14 protein-coding genes are annotated in these 16,127 nt (G+C 40.0%); 6 read left to right on the top strand and 8 right to left on the bottom strand.

Annotated elements, in window-relative coordinates; genetic code table 11:
* Positions 1-13: 13 nt before the first annotated feature.
* The 5 genes from FHS59_RS11895 to FHS59_RS11915 all read right to left on the bottom strand — a co-directional run bounded on the left by FHS59_RS11895 (position 14) and on the right by FHS59_RS11915 (position 5,856).
* A complete protein-coding gene (locus FHS59_RS11895) occupies positions 14-1,342 on the bottom strand; it encodes a dicarboxylate/amino acid:cation symporter (protein WP_184495360.1) in 1,329 nt (442 codons plus the stop codon).
* An 18-nt stretch (positions 1,343-1,360) separates the two neighbouring features.
* Complete coding sequence (gene aroC / locus FHS59_RS11900; RefSeq protein WP_184495361.1) at positions 1,361-2,437, bottom strand: chorismate synthase; 1,077 nt, start codon at positions 2,435-2,437, stop codon at positions 1,361-1,363.
* Complete coding sequence (locus tag FHS59_RS11905) at positions 2,437-3,882, bottom strand: BatD family protein (RefSeq protein WP_184495362.1); 1,446 nt, start codon at positions 3,880-3,882, stop codon at positions 2,437-2,439. Before FHS59_RS11905 ends, aroC begins: the two co-directional genes overlap by 1 nt.
* 375 nt (positions 3,883-4,257) lie before the next feature.
* A complete protein-coding gene (locus tag FHS59_RS11910; protein ID WP_184495363.1) occupies positions 4,258-5,487 on the bottom strand; it encodes an ammonium transporter in 1,230 nt (409 codons plus the stop codon).
* Positions 5,488-5,517: 30 nt separating this feature from the next.
* Positions 5,518-5,856 carry a P-II family nitrogen regulator gene (locus FHS59_RS11915; RefSeq protein WP_184495364.1) on the bottom strand — a complete coding sequence of 113 codons (339 nt, stop codon included), beginning with the start codon at positions 5,854-5,856 and terminating at the stop codon, positions 5,518-5,520.
* 278 nt (positions 5,857-6,134) lie between these two features.
* Between FHS59_RS11915 and FHS59_RS11920 the strand changes: the two genes are divergently transcribed.
* Positions 6,135-7,040, top strand: coding sequence for a nucleotidyltransferase family protein (locus FHS59_RS11920; protein WP_184495365.1), 906 nt, complete (start codon positions 6,135-6,137; stop codon positions 7,038-7,040).
* Positions 7,041-7,311: 271 nt separating this feature from the next.
* On the opposite strand, the gene recF is transcribed toward FHS59_RS11920, so the two are convergent.
* On the bottom strand, positions 7,312-8,412 hold the full coding sequence (recF, locus tag FHS59_RS11925) for a DNA replication/repair protein RecF (RefSeq protein WP_184495366.1): 1,101 nt from the start codon (positions 8,410-8,412) through the stop codon (positions 7,312-7,314).
* A 91-nt stretch (positions 8,413-8,503) separates the two neighbouring features.
* On the opposite strand from recF, the gene pdhA reads away from it, so the two are divergent.
* The 5 genes from pdhA to FHS59_RS11950 all read left to right on the top strand — a co-directional run bounded on the left by pdhA (position 8,504) and on the right by FHS59_RS11950 (position 12,772).
* Complete coding sequence (gene pdhA / locus FHS59_RS11930; protein ID WP_184495367.1) at positions 8,504-9,523, top strand: pyruvate dehydrogenase (acetyl-transferring) E1 component subunit alpha; 1,020 nt, start codon at positions 8,504-8,506, stop codon at positions 9,521-9,523.
* Between the two features lie 113 nt (positions 9,524-9,636).
* Positions 9,637-10,350, top strand: a complete 714-nt coding sequence (locus FHS59_RS11935) for a tetratricopeptide repeat protein (RefSeq protein WP_184495368.1) — start codon at positions 9,637-9,639, stop codon at positions 10,348-10,350.
* 87 nt (positions 10,351-10,437) lie between these two features.
* Positions 10,438-10,914 (top strand): 6,7-dimethyl-8-ribityllumazine synthase, encoded by a 477-nt coding sequence (gene ribH / locus FHS59_RS11940; protein WP_184495369.1) that lies wholly within the window; start codon positions 10,438-10,440, stop codon positions 10,912-10,914.
* Between the two features lie 33 nt (positions 10,915-10,947).
* A complete protein-coding gene (locus FHS59_RS11945; RefSeq protein ID WP_184495370.1) occupies positions 10,948-12,267 on the top strand; it encodes an aspartate kinase in 1,320 nt (439 codons plus the stop codon).
* A gap of 178 nt (positions 12,268-12,445) precedes the next feature.
* The gene (locus FHS59_RS11950; RefSeq protein WP_184495371.1) at positions 12,446-12,772 is read left to right on the top strand and encodes a DUF6787 family protein; all 327 of its coding nucleotides are present in this window, start codon (positions 12,446-12,448) and stop codon (positions 12,770-12,772) included.
* Here the strand turns inward: FHS59_RS11950 and recG are convergent, their stop codons facing one another.
* Both recG and FHS59_RS11960 read right to left on the bottom strand, forming a co-directional pair.
* On the bottom strand, positions 12,773-14,866 hold the full coding sequence (recG, locus tag FHS59_RS11955; protein WP_184495372.1) for an ATP-dependent DNA helicase RecG: 2,094 nt from the start codon (positions 14,864-14,866) through the stop codon (positions 12,773-12,775).
* 85 nt (positions 14,867-14,951) lie between these two features.
* Positions 14,952-16,010: a phosphotransferase enzyme family protein gene (locus tag FHS59_RS11960; protein ID WP_184495373.1), complete on the bottom strand. Its 1,059-nt coding sequence runs from the start codon at positions 16,008-16,010 to the stop codon at positions 14,952-14,954.
* Between the last annotated feature and the right edge of the window lie 117 nt (positions 16,011-16,127).

Genomic DNA, 16,127 nt, shown 5'->3' on the forward strand with positions numbered 1-16,127 from the left:
TTTTTCATGTTCCTTACTCATTCGGAGTTAGAGGATTCGATTTTCTAATCAATCCATCTGGCAATTCCCCTTCTGTACTTGCGACGATTGTACAAACTGTCGCGTCTCCTGTTACATTGACGACAGTTCTAAACATATCCAGAATTCTATCTGGAGCAATAATCAAAGCAATTCCTGCCGCCGGAACCCCAATGGATTCAAGGACAATAATTAGCATAATCAATCCTGCTCCAGGAACACCAGCTGATCCTATGGATGCAAGTGTTGCTGTCAAAACGATCATCAATTGCTGTGTCAGAGTCAACTCCATTCCTAAAGCCTGAGCAATAAAAACAGCGGCTACCCCTTGGTATAAGCTCGTACCATCCATGTTTACAGTCGCTCCCAAAGGAAGTACGAAACTGGAAATTTCTTCAGAAACGCCAAGTTCCTCTTCTACTTGCTTCATCGTCACAGGCAATGTTGCTGAGCTTGAGCTGGTAGAAAATGCAAGAAGTTGAGCTGGACGGATCGCCTTGAAAAAGTCTTTGTATTTCACTTTTGTGAAAGCCATTAATATTAAAGGATAAACGACCAAAACCATGGTAAACAGTCCTCCCACTACCACTAGACTGTACTTTAGCAAAGCTAAAAGAAGCTGAATAGCAGAGTCAGGGTTTTCTCCTGCAATTTCAACAATCAATGAAGCCATCAATGCAAAAACACCATAGGGTGCAATGAGCATGATGTAATTGACGATCTGAATGATGACATCATTCATCCCGTCAAAAAATGCAATGACTGGTTCTGCTTTTGATTTTTGAATCTGAAGAAGTGAAATGCCTACTATAATAGCAAAGAATACAACCTGAAGCATCGCACCATTATCAGTCGTTGCCTGAAATACGTTTTGAGGCACTATATCGACTAATGGTTGTAATGGGCTTTGTTTCTGCAATTCAGCGGCTTGACCTACTCTAGATCCCGCGTCCCCCTCATACATACTCATGAGGTTTTCTCTGGTTTCTGAAGGAAGACTCTTACCTGGAGAGAAAATATTCACCAAGAGTAACCCGATACTTACTGCAATCACTGTTGTTACTAAATAAGTACCGATCGTTTTTCCTCCAATTCGGCTCAGTTTGGAAATATCACCCAAGTTGGAAACCCCTACTATCAAAGAGGCTAAAACCAACGGTACTGCTATCATCTTAAGGGAATTAATAAAGATGGTACCGATCGGCTTGATATAGTCTAGGGTAAAGGAATTGGGGATCGCAGTTTTAATAACCACCAACCCAAAAACCAAACCCAGCACGAGGCCTATAATGATTTGGGTGTGTAAGGGTATTTTTTTTAACATCTAGATATTCTTTAAGCCTTAAAGTTTATTGCTTTTTGCCAATATTATATTGTCAGCTATGACCAATGCCGCCATGGCTTCCACAATCGGTACAGCTCGAGGGACTACACATGGATCATGTCTTCCTTTTCCCGAAACTGTAATGCTTTCTCCAGCCTCGTTGATAGACTCTTGATCTTTCATAATAGTCGCCACAGGCTTGAATGCTACGCGGAAATAAATGTCTTCACCATTGGAAATTCCTCCTTGGATTCCTCCAGAGAAATTGGTCTTGGTTTTTACTTTATCACCTTCCTTGATGAAAGCATCATTATGCTGAGATCCACGCATGGTCACTCCGTCAAAACCGCTTCCATATTCAAATCCTTTCACGGCATTGATTCCAAGCATGGCTTTACCAAGCTCTGCATGAAGTCGATCAAAAACTGGTTCTCCGATCCCAACAGGCGTGTTTTTGATGACACAAGTCACTACTCCACCAATAGTATCCCGATCCAATCTCACTTCATCGATCAATTGTATCATTTGATCAGCAAGTTCCGGGTCAGGGCATCTCACGATATTTTCTTCCGCTAGCCCTAGATTTAATTCCTGATAAGGTTTTTCTAGTTTTAAATTTCCCACCTGAGAAACAAAAGCCTGTACAGTGACTCCATAATGATCCAACAATTGTTTTGCAATAGCGCCAGCTGCTACTCTTGCAGCGGTTTCTCTTGCACTGCTTCTTCCCCCGCCACGGTAATCTCTGATTCCGTATTTTTCAAAATAAGTGTAATCTGCATGGGAAGGACGGAACTTGTCCGAGATATGAGAGTAATCTTTACTTTTCTGATCGGCATTTCTGATCACAATCCCGATAGGAGTGCCAGTACTTTTTCCTTCAAAAACACCTGAAAGAATTTCAATTTCATCTTCTTCCTTTCTTTGTGTGGTAATTTTGGATTGGCCAGGCTTTCTCCGCTGCATCTCCAGGCGGATTTTTGCTTCATCGATTTCCAAACCGGCAGGACAGCCTTCCAATGTTACTCCTAAAGCTACTCCATGTGATTCACCAAATGTGGTGATCTTGAATAGCTTACCAAATGAATTCCCCATTACTTCTTTCTTATGATCAAAACCGCCAGTAAAATGACTGATGCCAATAAAAGCACATTGATTGCGGTCGTAAAATAGTATTTATATTGCTCGTTTAAAAACCTGTTGTCTTCCACATCGATTCTATCGTAGAGTCCACCAAGTCTCTGATTGGACAAAGCTTGGTTTACTTTACTTTCACCGACGACCCTCACGACTGCCTGTGGCTTCAGCGTATCATAAACCTCTCTCACTGGATCAAAATAAATCCATTCAAAATGGTCTCCAAGTTTGATTTCTCCAGCCTCGTTGATGGTGATGTAATAATTAAATTCTTTGATTCCAGAGACCCTGCCATAACCTCTGTTGATCTGCTGTCTTACATTCGGATCATATGTGTTTAGGTTGGCACCGGGAAGTCTTTTTGGAGGTTGGATGGCATTGATATTTCCAACTCCACTGATTCCAAGATTATAATCAAAACCTTGACCGGTTTCCACCTCGATATCCTTGATGTTTTCACGAAGCTGATATTCACCGACACTTACCTCATTTTTCAATGGGTGCGGAGGTAAAGGCTTTACCTTAATGGTTTTTGCGCTGGAAATAAAAGTTTTGAAATCTTCTTGTCTATTAGCTCCAAAGAAGGTCGGATTCTTTGCAACACGGTATTTGATCATTTCCCAAGAGATTCTTGGGATTTCAATTTCTCCTTCTGAAAAAGGATAAAAAGTTGCTTCAAAAACTTTATATCTGGTCCATCGCTTTCCGTTAATAGTAACCTGCTCCGGCTCAATATTGGTGATGTTATAATTTTCTTCCCAGACATTGCTTGGCTTCACCTTCTTCAGTATTTCATCTAATTGTCTGCCTGGTTCATAAAACTGAAATGGAGCCTGATTAGCTTCAGACATATAAAAGGCCAAGCTCAGATTAAAACCTTCTCCTACATATACTTCTTCCTTATCCACTGCCAAAGAGAAAAATGCATCGTCTTCCAGCTCAACAAATTCCGGTTCTTCAGTTTGAGAAGGTCGACCAAAGAAATTTGCAAAGGGATCTTGGGATCTTGAGGAAGAAGAACTGGATGCATCGCCTACTCTGATGGTCTTACCAGAAGAAGAATAAGCTTGGCCATTAATAAGGATATCAAATGAGGGTAAAGTGAAATCACCTTTTTTGGTGGGCTTATAATATTGGATGATACTATTGGAACTGCTCATCTGTCCATTGATAAGATTCATGGAAGATGATTGCGAAATACCTTGTTTCTGAAAGCTTGGGATTTCCGGAAACTGATCGTAGGACTTTATTTTGTCATTGGATAAGGTTACTTTAATCGTAAACGTTTCATTCAATCCAATTTCATCCGGACCCAATTCTATTTGGACATTCTGGCTGTAGGCATTGTTAAAAATTAACAATGACAGAAATACCAAAGCTGTTTGAAGGATCGTTTTAATCATGGTTGCGAAATTAGGGAATATTCTATTTTTAGAAGCCCTTATTTAACGTAACATCCGGATAAATGCTTCCGTACTAGTAATTAATTTCAGTTAATAAACCCTAAACTCTTTAAACTATGATAGAATATGTGAAGACCATTCTGCAAAAAGTTAGCTTCAGTGCGTATTTATTTGAAAGAGAACTGAAGAAAGGCCTTAAGCTTATTTTACCATCCGAACTTGAGGGATTTAGAGATTGGTGCTATGATATGTTTGGCAAAGTCCATCCAAGCACCCTCAACCGCTACTTTCAACCAGTCTAAAATTGTAAAAGCCCCGTTCCGTAAGGTTCGGGGCTTTTTCTTGGTTGATTGGTGGTTGTGGTAGTTTTTATTTTTAATCTTTTATGTTGAAATCTGGATAAGCACTCATAGAGTGTTCATTGATATCCAGACCTTCTGTTTCTTCTTTTTCATCCACTCGGATTCCAATAGTTTTCTTCAGAGTGAAGAAAATCACCCAGCTGAATGCTACACAGAAAGCACCGACTGAAACTACTCCGATCAGCTGAGAGATAAATTGTCCCATTCCAGCAAGATCTCCGAATATTCCGACTGCTAATGTTCCCCAGATTCCACCTACTAAGTGTACAGAGATAGCACCTACAGGATCATCCACTTTGATTTTGTCAAAGAAAACAACAGCAAATACAATCAGTCCGCCGCCGATAAATCCGATGATAGCTGATTCTCCAACTCCCATTTGGTCAGCTCCGGCAGTAATACCAACCAGACCAGCCAAAATTCCATTGAGAACCATGGTGATATCGTAAGTTTTGAATTTCAAATACGACACAATCAATGCTCCAAATGCTCCTGCTGCTGCCGCAATACAGGTAGTGACAAATACTTTGGAAACCAAACCTGGATCTGCGCTTAATACGGATCCGCCGTTGAAACCAAACCAACCAAACCAAAGTAGGAATACCCCTGCAGTGGCCATTGGAATATTGTGTCCTGGAATGGCAGTCATTCCTCTTTCGGTATATTTTCCAATTCTTGGGCCTAATAAATAAGCTCCAATTAAAGCTCCCCAACCTCCTACAGAGTGAACAATAGTGGAGCCTGCAAAATCATAAAAAGGAGTTTCAAGAGTGTTTAAGAAACCTCCACCCCATTTCCACATTCCAACAATTGGGTAACAAATAGCTACATATAGAATAGAGAAGAAAATGAATGGACCGAGTTTTACTCGCTCAGCAACAGCACCAGAAACAATTGTTGCTGCAGTAGCGGCAAACATAGCCTGGAAAATAAAATCAGTAAAGAAGGTATACCCCTCATTATAGTTGCTGGAATCCCAGCCTTCTGGAAGTGGTAAACCAAAACCTGCGAATCCAAAGAAAGAGCCAGCAAAGTCAGCTCCTGGATACATTAGGTTGAAACCCACAAATGCATAAGTCAAAAGACCGATAGCAGGGATAATTGTATTTTTAAAAAGGATGTTTACAGTATTTTTTGCTCTTGTCAATCCAGCTTCCAAGCTGGCAAAGCCTAGGTGCATGATGAAAACCATTGTAGTGGCCACCATCATCCAAAGGTTATTGACGGTAAATAATTCTTGCATAGGTTTGATGATTCTAGAGTGATATGAAAATTAAAGTGCGTTTTCTCCTTTGTCGGAGTTTCTGATTCGATAGGCATCGAGTACATCGTAGACAAAGATTTTTCCATCTCCGATTTCACCTGTTTTTCCTTCGGTCAGGATGCAATTGATGACTGGCTCAACCAATTCCTCGACAGTGACAATTTCCAACTTGGTTCTTGGGATGTAAGCTGGTTCATAAGCAACCCCACGGTAGGTTTGTTGACGTGCATGTTCAAGACCCATTCCTTTCACTTCGTAGAAAGTGAGGAATTTTACGCCAAGTCCAGCCACACAGGAATGGATCTGATCAAATCGAGAAGTTCGAATAATCGCCTCTATTTTTTTCATATTTCACAATGGGTTTAGTGGTTTATTGAAATTTTGGCATGAAGGTAATAGAAAAATTAAATCTATATCAAAAGCAGGTTAAAAAAATAGCTGCTTGTCAATGAAAAAGTGTAAAATATTTTTAAAATGGGTATTCTGGATGTCTCTTGTTTGGAAAAACTATGTTTCGATTTTAAAAGTAGGGTGTTTTTGATTCCACTTTTTAGAAAATCTACCAAAATTGAAGTTTGTCTCAAACCAATAAAAAATTAATTTTGCCACCGCAAAACCAATTTATTATGAATCAGAAACCAACACTTTTAGTATTAGCTGCCGGAATGGGAAGCCGTTATGGAGGAAACAAACAAATAGACGGATTTGGGCCTAGCGGAGAGACCATTCTTGAATACTCTATTTATGATGCGATTCAAGCTGGTTTTGGCAAAGTCGTTTTTATCGTCAGACAAGAGATCCTCGAAGAAGCCAAAGAAATGTTCCTTCCTAAAATGAAGGATAAAATTGAAGTTGATTTCGTAGTTCAGTCCTTAGATAGTTTTGTCCCGGCTGAATTGAAGCAAGCAGATCGTAAAAAACCATTTGGTACAGCCCATGCTGTTCTTTGTGCGAAGGATGCTATCAAAGAACCATTTGCAGTGATCAACGCTGATGATTTTTATGGAAGAGAGGCATTTGTGGAAGTGGGTAAATTTCTGACTTCCGAAGTGAAACCTGACTTAAATGCGATGGTGGGATATGCTATCCAAAACGTGCTTTCTGAAAATGGAACAGTCAGTCGTGGTGTTTGTGCTACCAATGAAAAAGGACATTTGATCGGAATGGTGGAAAGAACTTCTATCGCAAGAGAAGGTGATAAAATTCTGAGCCGTGGAGAAAATGAAGTGTTGGAAATTGCAGAGGATACACCAGTAAGTATGAACTTCTGGGGATTCCATCCCAATGTATTTAAGGATATCGAAGAAATGTGGAATGAATTTCTTCCTGCCAACCTAGATAATCTGAAATCTGAATTTTACATTCCAACTGTTGCGAACAATTTGATTCAATCTGGCAAATCAGCTTTCGAAATTTTAAAAGGCGGGAAAGTATGGTTTGGAGTTACCTACACAGATGATAAACCAGTAGTGATCCAGGCTCTAAAGGATTTACATGAAGCGGGAGAATATCCGGCTAATTTGTGGAAATAAATGAAAGAGGCTTCGGCCTCTTTTTTTATTGAAACTGCTTAAATATCACCAATATTGGGTATTGATCTTGCTGATTTGGATGATTATTTTTAGGGATTAACTTTCAAAAAATGGCGACTTTTTTCTACTTACTAGTTGTAGCTCTAATTTTCCTTTTCCTTGTCTTTCTTTTTGTAATCGTTTTTAAAAAAGGTGCAGATGTATTGAAGGGTATATTCTCTAGAGATAAAAAAATAGAGAATTAATCTTAAAAGAGGCTTCGGCCTCTTTTTTATTGAATTACTTTTCCTTTTTCCAAGCTGAAAAATGACACGTCAGAATCTATTTCTGACAATATTTTCTTTGACCTTTCTGGTCTGGCATCTGTCAAAAATATTTGCCCAAAAGTATGCTGAGAGATGAGCTCCATCATTTTGGCAATTCTCAAATCATCCAATTTATCAAAAATATCATCCAACAATAAAAGGGGTTTCTCGCCTTTTTCTTTTTCGAAGATTTTGAACTGAGCTAATTTCAAGGAGATAATAAAAGACTTTTGTTGGCCCTGACTTCCGATTTTTCTGATCGGATGATCTCCAATGAGAAAGTTGAAATCATCTTTGTGAATTCCTGCATTGCTGTTTTTAGTGATCAGATCTTTTTTTCGAAGGTTTTTGAAATAACTCTCGAAATCCTCCCGGATTGCTTCCGAATCATAAACGATGCTTACATGCTCTTGACCTTGAGAAATATCGGCATAGTGACTTTGCAAAAGAGGTGCTACTTCTTGAAGTAATTCATTTCTCCGTTTTGACAGGGTTCTGCTCAATTCGATCAACTCCGCATCATAGCTATCCAACAAAGTGAAATCCCGTCTTCCTGTCTCTGCAAATTGCTTTAATAAGGCATTTCTCTGTTTGAGAAAGTGGTGATATCGAATCAGCTGGTGGAGATAGTTTTTATCCAGTTGGGACAAAAGCCCATCAAAAAACTTCCTCCTTCCATCACTGCCTCCTTTAATTAGATCTGTATCATCTGGCGCGATTAAAACCAATGGAATCAGCCCCACATGTTCGGAGGTTTTGTCCAAGGCTTTTCCATTTTGGTAAATAAGCTTTTTCTTTCCTAGCTCGACCGTACATCTGACTTCCAAAGGTTTCTCGGCAAGCTCAAACTGACCTTTAATTGCAAAGAAGTCTTTTTCATGCTGCACATTAAGGCTGTCACTGGACTGGACAGCACTCTTGGTAAGTGATAGATAGTGAATGCCGTCCAGAATATTGGTTTTTCCACTTCCATTCAGTCCGACGATGCAATTAATCTGGGCTGAAAACTCCAGTTGGGTCTTCTCATGGTTTTTAAATTGAAGGAGATCCAGAGACTTGAGGTACATGAGATTGGTGAATTATTTTGGCGACAGCCTGATATTTAGGTCGGGATGATTATATTTGAGGCCTAAAATAGCATATTTTGATCATTACGATATGGCAAAGAAAACTGCAGCGACTAAGTCTAAAGTAAAATATTCGAAAGAAACTTACTCTTATTGGTATGAAAGCATGCTCTTAATGAGGAGGTTCGAAGAAAAAGCTGGACAACTTTATGGTCAGCAAAAAATCAGAGGATTCTGTCATTTATATATTGGCCAGGAAGCTTGTGCATCTGGAGCGATTTCAGCTTTGACGAAAGATGATAAGTGGATCACTGCCTATAGATGTCACGCTCATCCACTTGGACTCGGAACTGATCCGGGAGCGGTGATGGCGGAATTGTTCGGAAAAGCAACAGGAACTACCAAAGGTAAAGGTGGATCCATGCACATTTTTGATAAGGAAAGAAATTTCATGGGAGGTCACGGGATCGTAGGTGCTCAGGTGCCAATGGGTCTTGGAATTGGCTTCGCTGAAAAATATCAGGGCACTAAAAATCTTTGCATTACTTATATGGGTGATGGTGCTGTGCGTCAGGGAGCTTTTCACGAAGCTTTAAACCTAGCGATGCTTTATAAAACTCCGGTCATCTTTGTGATCGAAAACAATGGCTACGCGATGGGTACTGCTGTAAAAAGATCCTCAAACGTAGATGATTTGTCTACACTTGGAGAATCTTACGACATGCCTTCTTTCGCAGTAGACGGAATGAATGTAGAAGCAGTGCATGAAGCAGTGGCTGAAGCAGCGGAAAGAGCAAGAAGAGGAGATGGACCGACACTATTGGAAATGAGAACTTACCGATACAAAGGTCACTCTATGTCAGATCCTCAGAAATACAGAACCAAAGAGGAAGTAGAAGAATACAAGCAGCGCGATCCGATCGAGCAGGTTTTATCTACCATCAAGGAAAATAAAATTTTGACTGAAGAAGAGATTTCTGAGATCGTGGATCGGGTAAAGAAAAAAGTGGCAGATGCGGTGAAATTCGCTGAAGAATCCCCTTGGCCTGACGGAATGGATGCTTTCAAGGACGTTTATGTTCAGGAAGACTATCCATTTGTGATGGAATAATCGAAAAAAAGCATTGTTCAGAAAGCCATGAAGTTACAAATGCTTCATGGCTTTTTTATTTGACTTTGTGTAATTCATAAAAAGCGTATATTTGCGGTCGAAATTTGAGTAACATGGCAACGAAACAATCCAAAAAAGTAAATCCTCATCATCAGCAAGATATCTTGGAGAATCCAGAAGAGATTGCAGAGAGATTAAACAGAGGTGAAGCTTTTTTAAAGAAAAACAGTAAAGTATTGGGAGGCGTATTGATCGCCGCGATTATTTTGATCGGTGGAATTCTGTTTTTCCAATTCAACACCCAAAATCAAAACAAAGCTGCTCAGGCAGAAATGTTCCAGGCAGTTTATTATTACGAGCAGGATTCTGTAGAATTTGCTTTGAAAGGTGACGGAATCAACTCTGGTTTCTTGACTATTGTGGATGAGTATCCAAGAACTGATGCTGCTAACTTGGCGCATTTCTACATTGGTTCTATCTATCTTTCAGAAAGAAAGTTTGATGAGGCAATTTCAGAATTAGAGCAGTTCTCTGCAGATGATTACTTGATCCAAGCTCAAGCTTATTCCTTGATTGGGGATGCTTATTTAGAACTTGGAAATAACGATCAGGCGATTTCTTTCTTTAAGAAAGCAACTTCTTATGAGCCGAATAAATTCTTTACTCCTAAGTACTTGTCAAAATTGGCGATTGCTTATGAAGAAGCGGGTCAAATCGAAAATGCGATTGATGCTTATGGAGAGATCGAAGAGAAATATTTCGAATCTTACGAGTATTCTGCAGCACGAAAACACAAGGCGCGCCTAGAAGGCCTTGCCGCTCAATAATGCTGCTTTAAAAAAAGCATACAAAAGAGAAGAGTAAGGCCAAAAGTCTTACTCTTTTTTTGTTTTAAAAATAAATAAACCATCAATATGGCAACTTCTTTAAAAAGCCTAAGTGATCATTCTTCCAAGAATATCACAGATATCAGTTCCAAAACTTTTGGCATCATCGTTTCAGAATGGAACGAAGAAGTGACTGAAGCCTTGTATTCAGGCGCTTTGCAAACTTTGCTTTCTCACGGGGCAAAAAAGGAAAATATCATCCGAAAAAATGTACCTGGATCTTTTGAGCTTTCTCTTGCCTCTCAGTGGATGGCACAGGATGAAAACATTGATGCAGTGATTTGTTTGGGTTGCGTAATCCAAGGAGAAACCAAACATTTTGACTTTATCTGTGACGCAGTCGCACATGGAATTACAAATGTCAGCCTCAAGTACAATAAACCAGTAATTTTCGGTGTTTTGACACCAAATACACAACAGCAAGCTCTAGATCGTGCCGGCGGAAAGCATGGCAACAAAGGCGATGAAGCTGCCATCACAGCCATAAAAATGCTGGGATTCTAAGACAAAAACCTATTAACCTATTTTATTGACCTTATGAAAATCATGAAATTCGGAGGGACCTCAGTGGGTCGCCCCGAGCGAATGCACCTGGTGAAAGACCTAATCACCAGAGGTGATGAACCTACTATTGTTGTTCTTTCTGCCCTTTCTGGCACTACCAATGCATTGGTGGGCATCGGGGAGGCACTTGCAGCTGGAGATAAAAATTTGGCCAAAGAAAGAATCGATACGCTTCATGCTCATTATTTGGTGTTTTATAAAGAGCTTCTTAAAACTGAATCAGCTCGCGCCAAAGCGGAAGATATCATCAAAGAACATTTTGAGTTTTTGAATATTCTATTGAAAATCTCTTTTAACGAGGCGATCAACAGAGATATTTTAGCTCAGGGAGAATTGCTTTCTACGAAGTTGTTCTATACGCTTTTGGAAGAATTGGAAATTCCTGCGGTTTTCCTTCCTGCATTGGACTTTATGAGTATCGATGAGAATTCGGAGCCGGAATTAGGCAAGATCTCAGAAAAGCTAAAAGCGATTTTGGCAGAACATTCAGGAGCAAGAATATTTGTGACCCAAGGATATATCTGTAAAAACCATCGTAATGAAGTGGATAACCTAAAGCGTGGAGGTAGTGATTATACTGCTTCTTTGGTTGCCGCTGCTATCCAAGCTTCCGCTTGTGAAATCTGGACAGATATCGATGGAATGCATAATAACGATCCTCGAATCGTAGATAAAACTCGTCCTATCGCCGAAATGTCATTTGACGAAGCAGCGGAGTTAGCTTATTTCGGAGCAAAAATCCTTCATCCTGCCTCTATTTGGCCTGCTCAATTGTACAATGTGCCTGTGAAGTTGCTGAATACCATGGAGCCAGAAGCCCATGGAACATTAATCAAAGCTGAAGTAGATACTACTGGTGTGAAAGCCATTGCTGCGAAAGATGGTATTACAGCGATTAAAATTAAGTCTAGCAGAATGCTTTTGGCTTATGGTTTCTTAAGAAGAGTATTTGAGATTTTCGAAAAGTACAAGACGCCAATTGACATGATCACTACTTCTGAGGTGGCTGTATCAGTTACGATTGACGATTTAAGTCATTTAGATCAAATCTTGGCAGAGTTGGATACTTTAGGCTCTGTGGAGGTAGATAAGAATCAAGCGATTGTCTGCATCGTAGGTAACCAGATTTCTGAAACCAAAGGAGTCATCAAAGCAGTGATGGATTCCTTGGAAGATATTCCTGTTAGAATGGTTTCTTATGGAGGTAGTAGACATAACGTTTCACTACTTGTGGATGCGAATTTTAAAAATGCAGCATTGCAAAAATTGAATTCAGGAGTTTTTTCCTGGTAAAATATGGAGGTTGTCTCAAAAGTCTAAAATTTGTCTGCCTGAGCGGAGTCGAAGGCCTTTAGAATCGAAATAACAGACATTTCGATTTCGAGACTCTCGTCTCTCAAGTGCTCAATGTGACAAAAACCAATTATGAGACAGCCTCTTTTATTTAGAATCATTCTGTTTATTTTTGCTTATGTCAAAACCAAAAGACCGCCCTGGTTTCCTTCATAGACTTCAAGCCAAGTGGCAGTTGAAAAGTGTTTTTCAGGTGGTCTTGGTTTTGGTGGTTTTTGCCTGTACAGGTTTTACCATCCTTTTTATAAAAGCACCTATACTGGATTTTTTTGGAGTGGAAAAAGGAGGCTTTTGGAATACCATTCTTTATCTCTTGCTTGTGCTTCCTCTCTATCAGATTTTCTTACTGATTTATGGGTTTCTTTTTGGGCAGTTTAATTTCTTCTGGGAAAAGGAAAAGCAAATTTTCAGAAGAATAGGCTCTTTATTTAAGAAAAAAAAATAATCAAGAAATCCTGCTCCAGTTCACAGCAGTTTTCTTTTGTTGCTTCACTTGCCTTAATACTGGTGCATTTTCCGGTAAACTCAAACTAGGATCTTGAGCTAATAATTGCTGAGCGGCATCTCTAGCCAAAGTCAAAATCGGAGCATCTTTGCTTAAATCCGCAATCAATAAATCGGTTATCCCACTTTGTTGGGTGCCCATCAAGTCTCCTGGACCTCGAAGCTTCAGATCCACATCAGCGATTTCAAATCCATCATTGGTCCGAACCATTGTTTCCAACCTGACACGTCCTTCTTTGGATAGCTCATACTTGCTCATCAAGATGCAATAGCTTTGCTCTGCACCTCTTCCCACTCTTCCTCTTAGCTGATGGAGTTGGGAAAGTCCAAAACGCTCAGCATTTTCGATTACCATAACCGAAGCATTCGGCACATTCACTCCAACTTCGATGACGGTTGTAGCAACCATGATTTTGGTTTCGCCTTTGACAAAGCGTTGCATTTCATAGTCTTTCGCTTCCGGCTTCATGGATCCATTCACGATGCTTATTGGATAATTTGGAAAAGCCCGGGAAATGCTTTCGAAGCCATCCATGACATTTTTTAAATCCAATGTTTCAGATTCCTCGATCAAAGGATAGACAATATAAACCTGTCTTCCTTTTTTGATTTCCTCATTGATGAAACCAAAGACTTTTAGACGGTCCTTGTCGTATCGATGAACTGTCTGGATCGGTTTTCTTCCTGCAGGTAATTCATCAATGACCGACACATCCAAATCTCCGTAGAGTGTCATCGCCAATGTTCTGGGAATAGGAGTGGCAGTCATCACCAAAACATGTGGGATAGAATCTTCATTTTTTGCCCATAATTTGGCTCGCTGAGCTACGCCGAATCGGTGCTGCTCGTCCACTATCGCCAACCCAAGATTTTGGAATTGCACCACATCTTCCAGCAACGCATGTGTTCCGATGAGAATTTTTAATTCTCCAGAAAGTAGTTTTTCATGGATGGCTTTCCGCTTAGATTTTTTTACTGAACCTGTAAGAATTTCAATCTCCATTCCCATCATATCCGCATATTCCTTTAGTCCTTCATAATGCTGATTGGCCAAAATCTCTGTTGGTGCCATCAGGCAGGCTTGTGCTCCGGAACCAATCGCGATCAACATGCAGATAAAAGCGACCATGGTTTTTCCGCTTCCTACATCACCTTGAATCAGGCGGTTCATCTGCTTTCCGGATTTCATATCAGCGAAAGCCTCCCTGATCACCCGCTTTTGAGCATTCGTCAGTTCGAAGGGGATATGGTTCTGATAGAAATCTGTCAGTAATTCTGTATTGCCTAGGGATTGTCCTCTGAATTTTTCCGTTCGCGTTGCTTTCAGCATCAATAGCCTCAACTGAAGAAAAAAGAATTCTTCAAACTTCAGACGTTTGCGAGCCCGATGAAGCAGCTCTGGTTTACTGGGGAAATGAATTTGCTGGATCGCTTCTTTTTTGCCGATCAGTTGGTATTGATGAAGGATTTCTGCTGGAAGTGTTTCGTTGATATGAGGAAAACAAGCATGTACCAGCACTTCCATGATTTTGGAAATGCCTCGTGAATCCAGAAATCGGGCTCTCAACTTTTCTGTGGTGGAATACACCGGCTGAAAGTTATTCCTCTGTTCATTGGCTGAGCTCAGTGGTTCCATTTCTGGATGTGCAATACTCCATTTACTTCCATATCGGGCAGGTTTGCCGAAGAAAATATATACCGCCCCAGTAGGTAATTTTTTCTGAACCCATTGGATACCCTTAAACCATGTCATTTCCATCTCCCCGGTTTCATCGGCCACATGAGCTACAAGTCTCTTTTTGTTTCCGATGCCAATCAGTTCCACTTTCTGGATTTTTGCAATAATCTGCACATTCTCCAAATCAGGATTGAGATCACGGATTTTGAAAAATCGCGTTCTGTCCTCGTATCGAAATGGGTAGTGTTGGATCAATTCACCATAGATAAAAATATTCAATTCCTTATTGATCAGAGCGGCACGCTGAGGACCGACTCCTTTCAGAAATTCAATTTTGGTGTCAAAAATTCCAGACAAGAGGGATTATGATTAGGGAAAAAGCAAATTAAAACCAGTCAGGCCAAATGCCAATAGAATTGACGGGAAATGTCTCAATTCAATCTTACAATCCTGTGATATTTTTCCAGATGTTTTTCAAAAGAGCTCTTTGCTCTTGCTGACTTTTTAAAAAGATCATCTGGTTTTTTGCACGATGTAAGTTTTGCTCAGGGTATTGAACTCTGTAATAAATATTTCCCTGCAGATGATCCGAAAAAAACCGTAATCCCATAATACAGGTCATAACTTCTCCGGCTATTAATAGGGATTTGGCTTCCTCAATGGTTGCCATATCTTTGATTCCTTCCCAATATCCTGTGAGTAATTTTTCAAAAATAGCAGGCCTGATAGCCAGATTGTCCCAATTCAGACTTGTTTCTTGTTCTCCACATGCGACGGTCCTGACAAGGTCGCCAAAATCATATAAAAGAAGCCCTCCCATCAGCGTGTCCAAATCAATAATTGCTGCTACTTTTTCCAGGCTTTCTTCAAAAATCAAATTGTTGATCTTGGTGTCGTTATGAGTGATTCTTTGTGGGCAACTGGCTAAAAATTCTTTATAGGATTCGACAAGTGTTTTTTGACTTAGATAGAAATCCAAGATCTCTTTTTCTTCCTTTTCTATTGATTTTGCTTCACTTGCGGCTTTTTCAAGATTTTCAAACCGCCACTCCAGTCTATGGAATTTCGGGATGGATTCCTGCATTTCATCTGCCTGGATTTCTTTTCCCCAAAATGCAAATGTCCCATAGGCTTTTGAGGCAAGGTGGGCTTGATTTGAATTTTGGATTTCCTGAAGTGTCACACCTTTGACGAAGTCAAAAAGACGGAAAAGTTTTCCTTCGAAATTTGTCAATGAATCCCCGGAATTGTTCAGTCTAGGAAGTGGTAGCGCAAAAGGGAGTTTGGAGACATCCCCTTTTTCTCCCATGATAAAATGATTGTGGGCGATTCTCTCAGGGTACTTAAAAACTGAATTATTAAACTCCTGTAGGATAAATTTGGAATCGGGACTTTCTATCAGGTAAGTGCCATGGATCAAACCGGATCCAAATGGATTGCACTGATACTTTTTCCCTTCTAAAAAGCTGTATTGGTTAAGAATAGCTGAGATCTGCTCCATTTTCATCCTGCAAAGCTAATTCATCTCCAAAAATTAAAAAGTTCGAAATAAAAAAAGCCGACCTCATGGCCGGCTTTCCTTGGATTTAGTCCTGAAAAATTCACAGGAAATTAGTTT

It is taken from the genome of Algoriphagus iocasae (assembly GCF_014206875.1).
Classification (GTDB): domain Bacteria; phylum Bacteroidota; class Bacteroidia; order Cytophagales; family Cyclobacteriaceae; genus Algoriphagus; species Algoriphagus iocasae.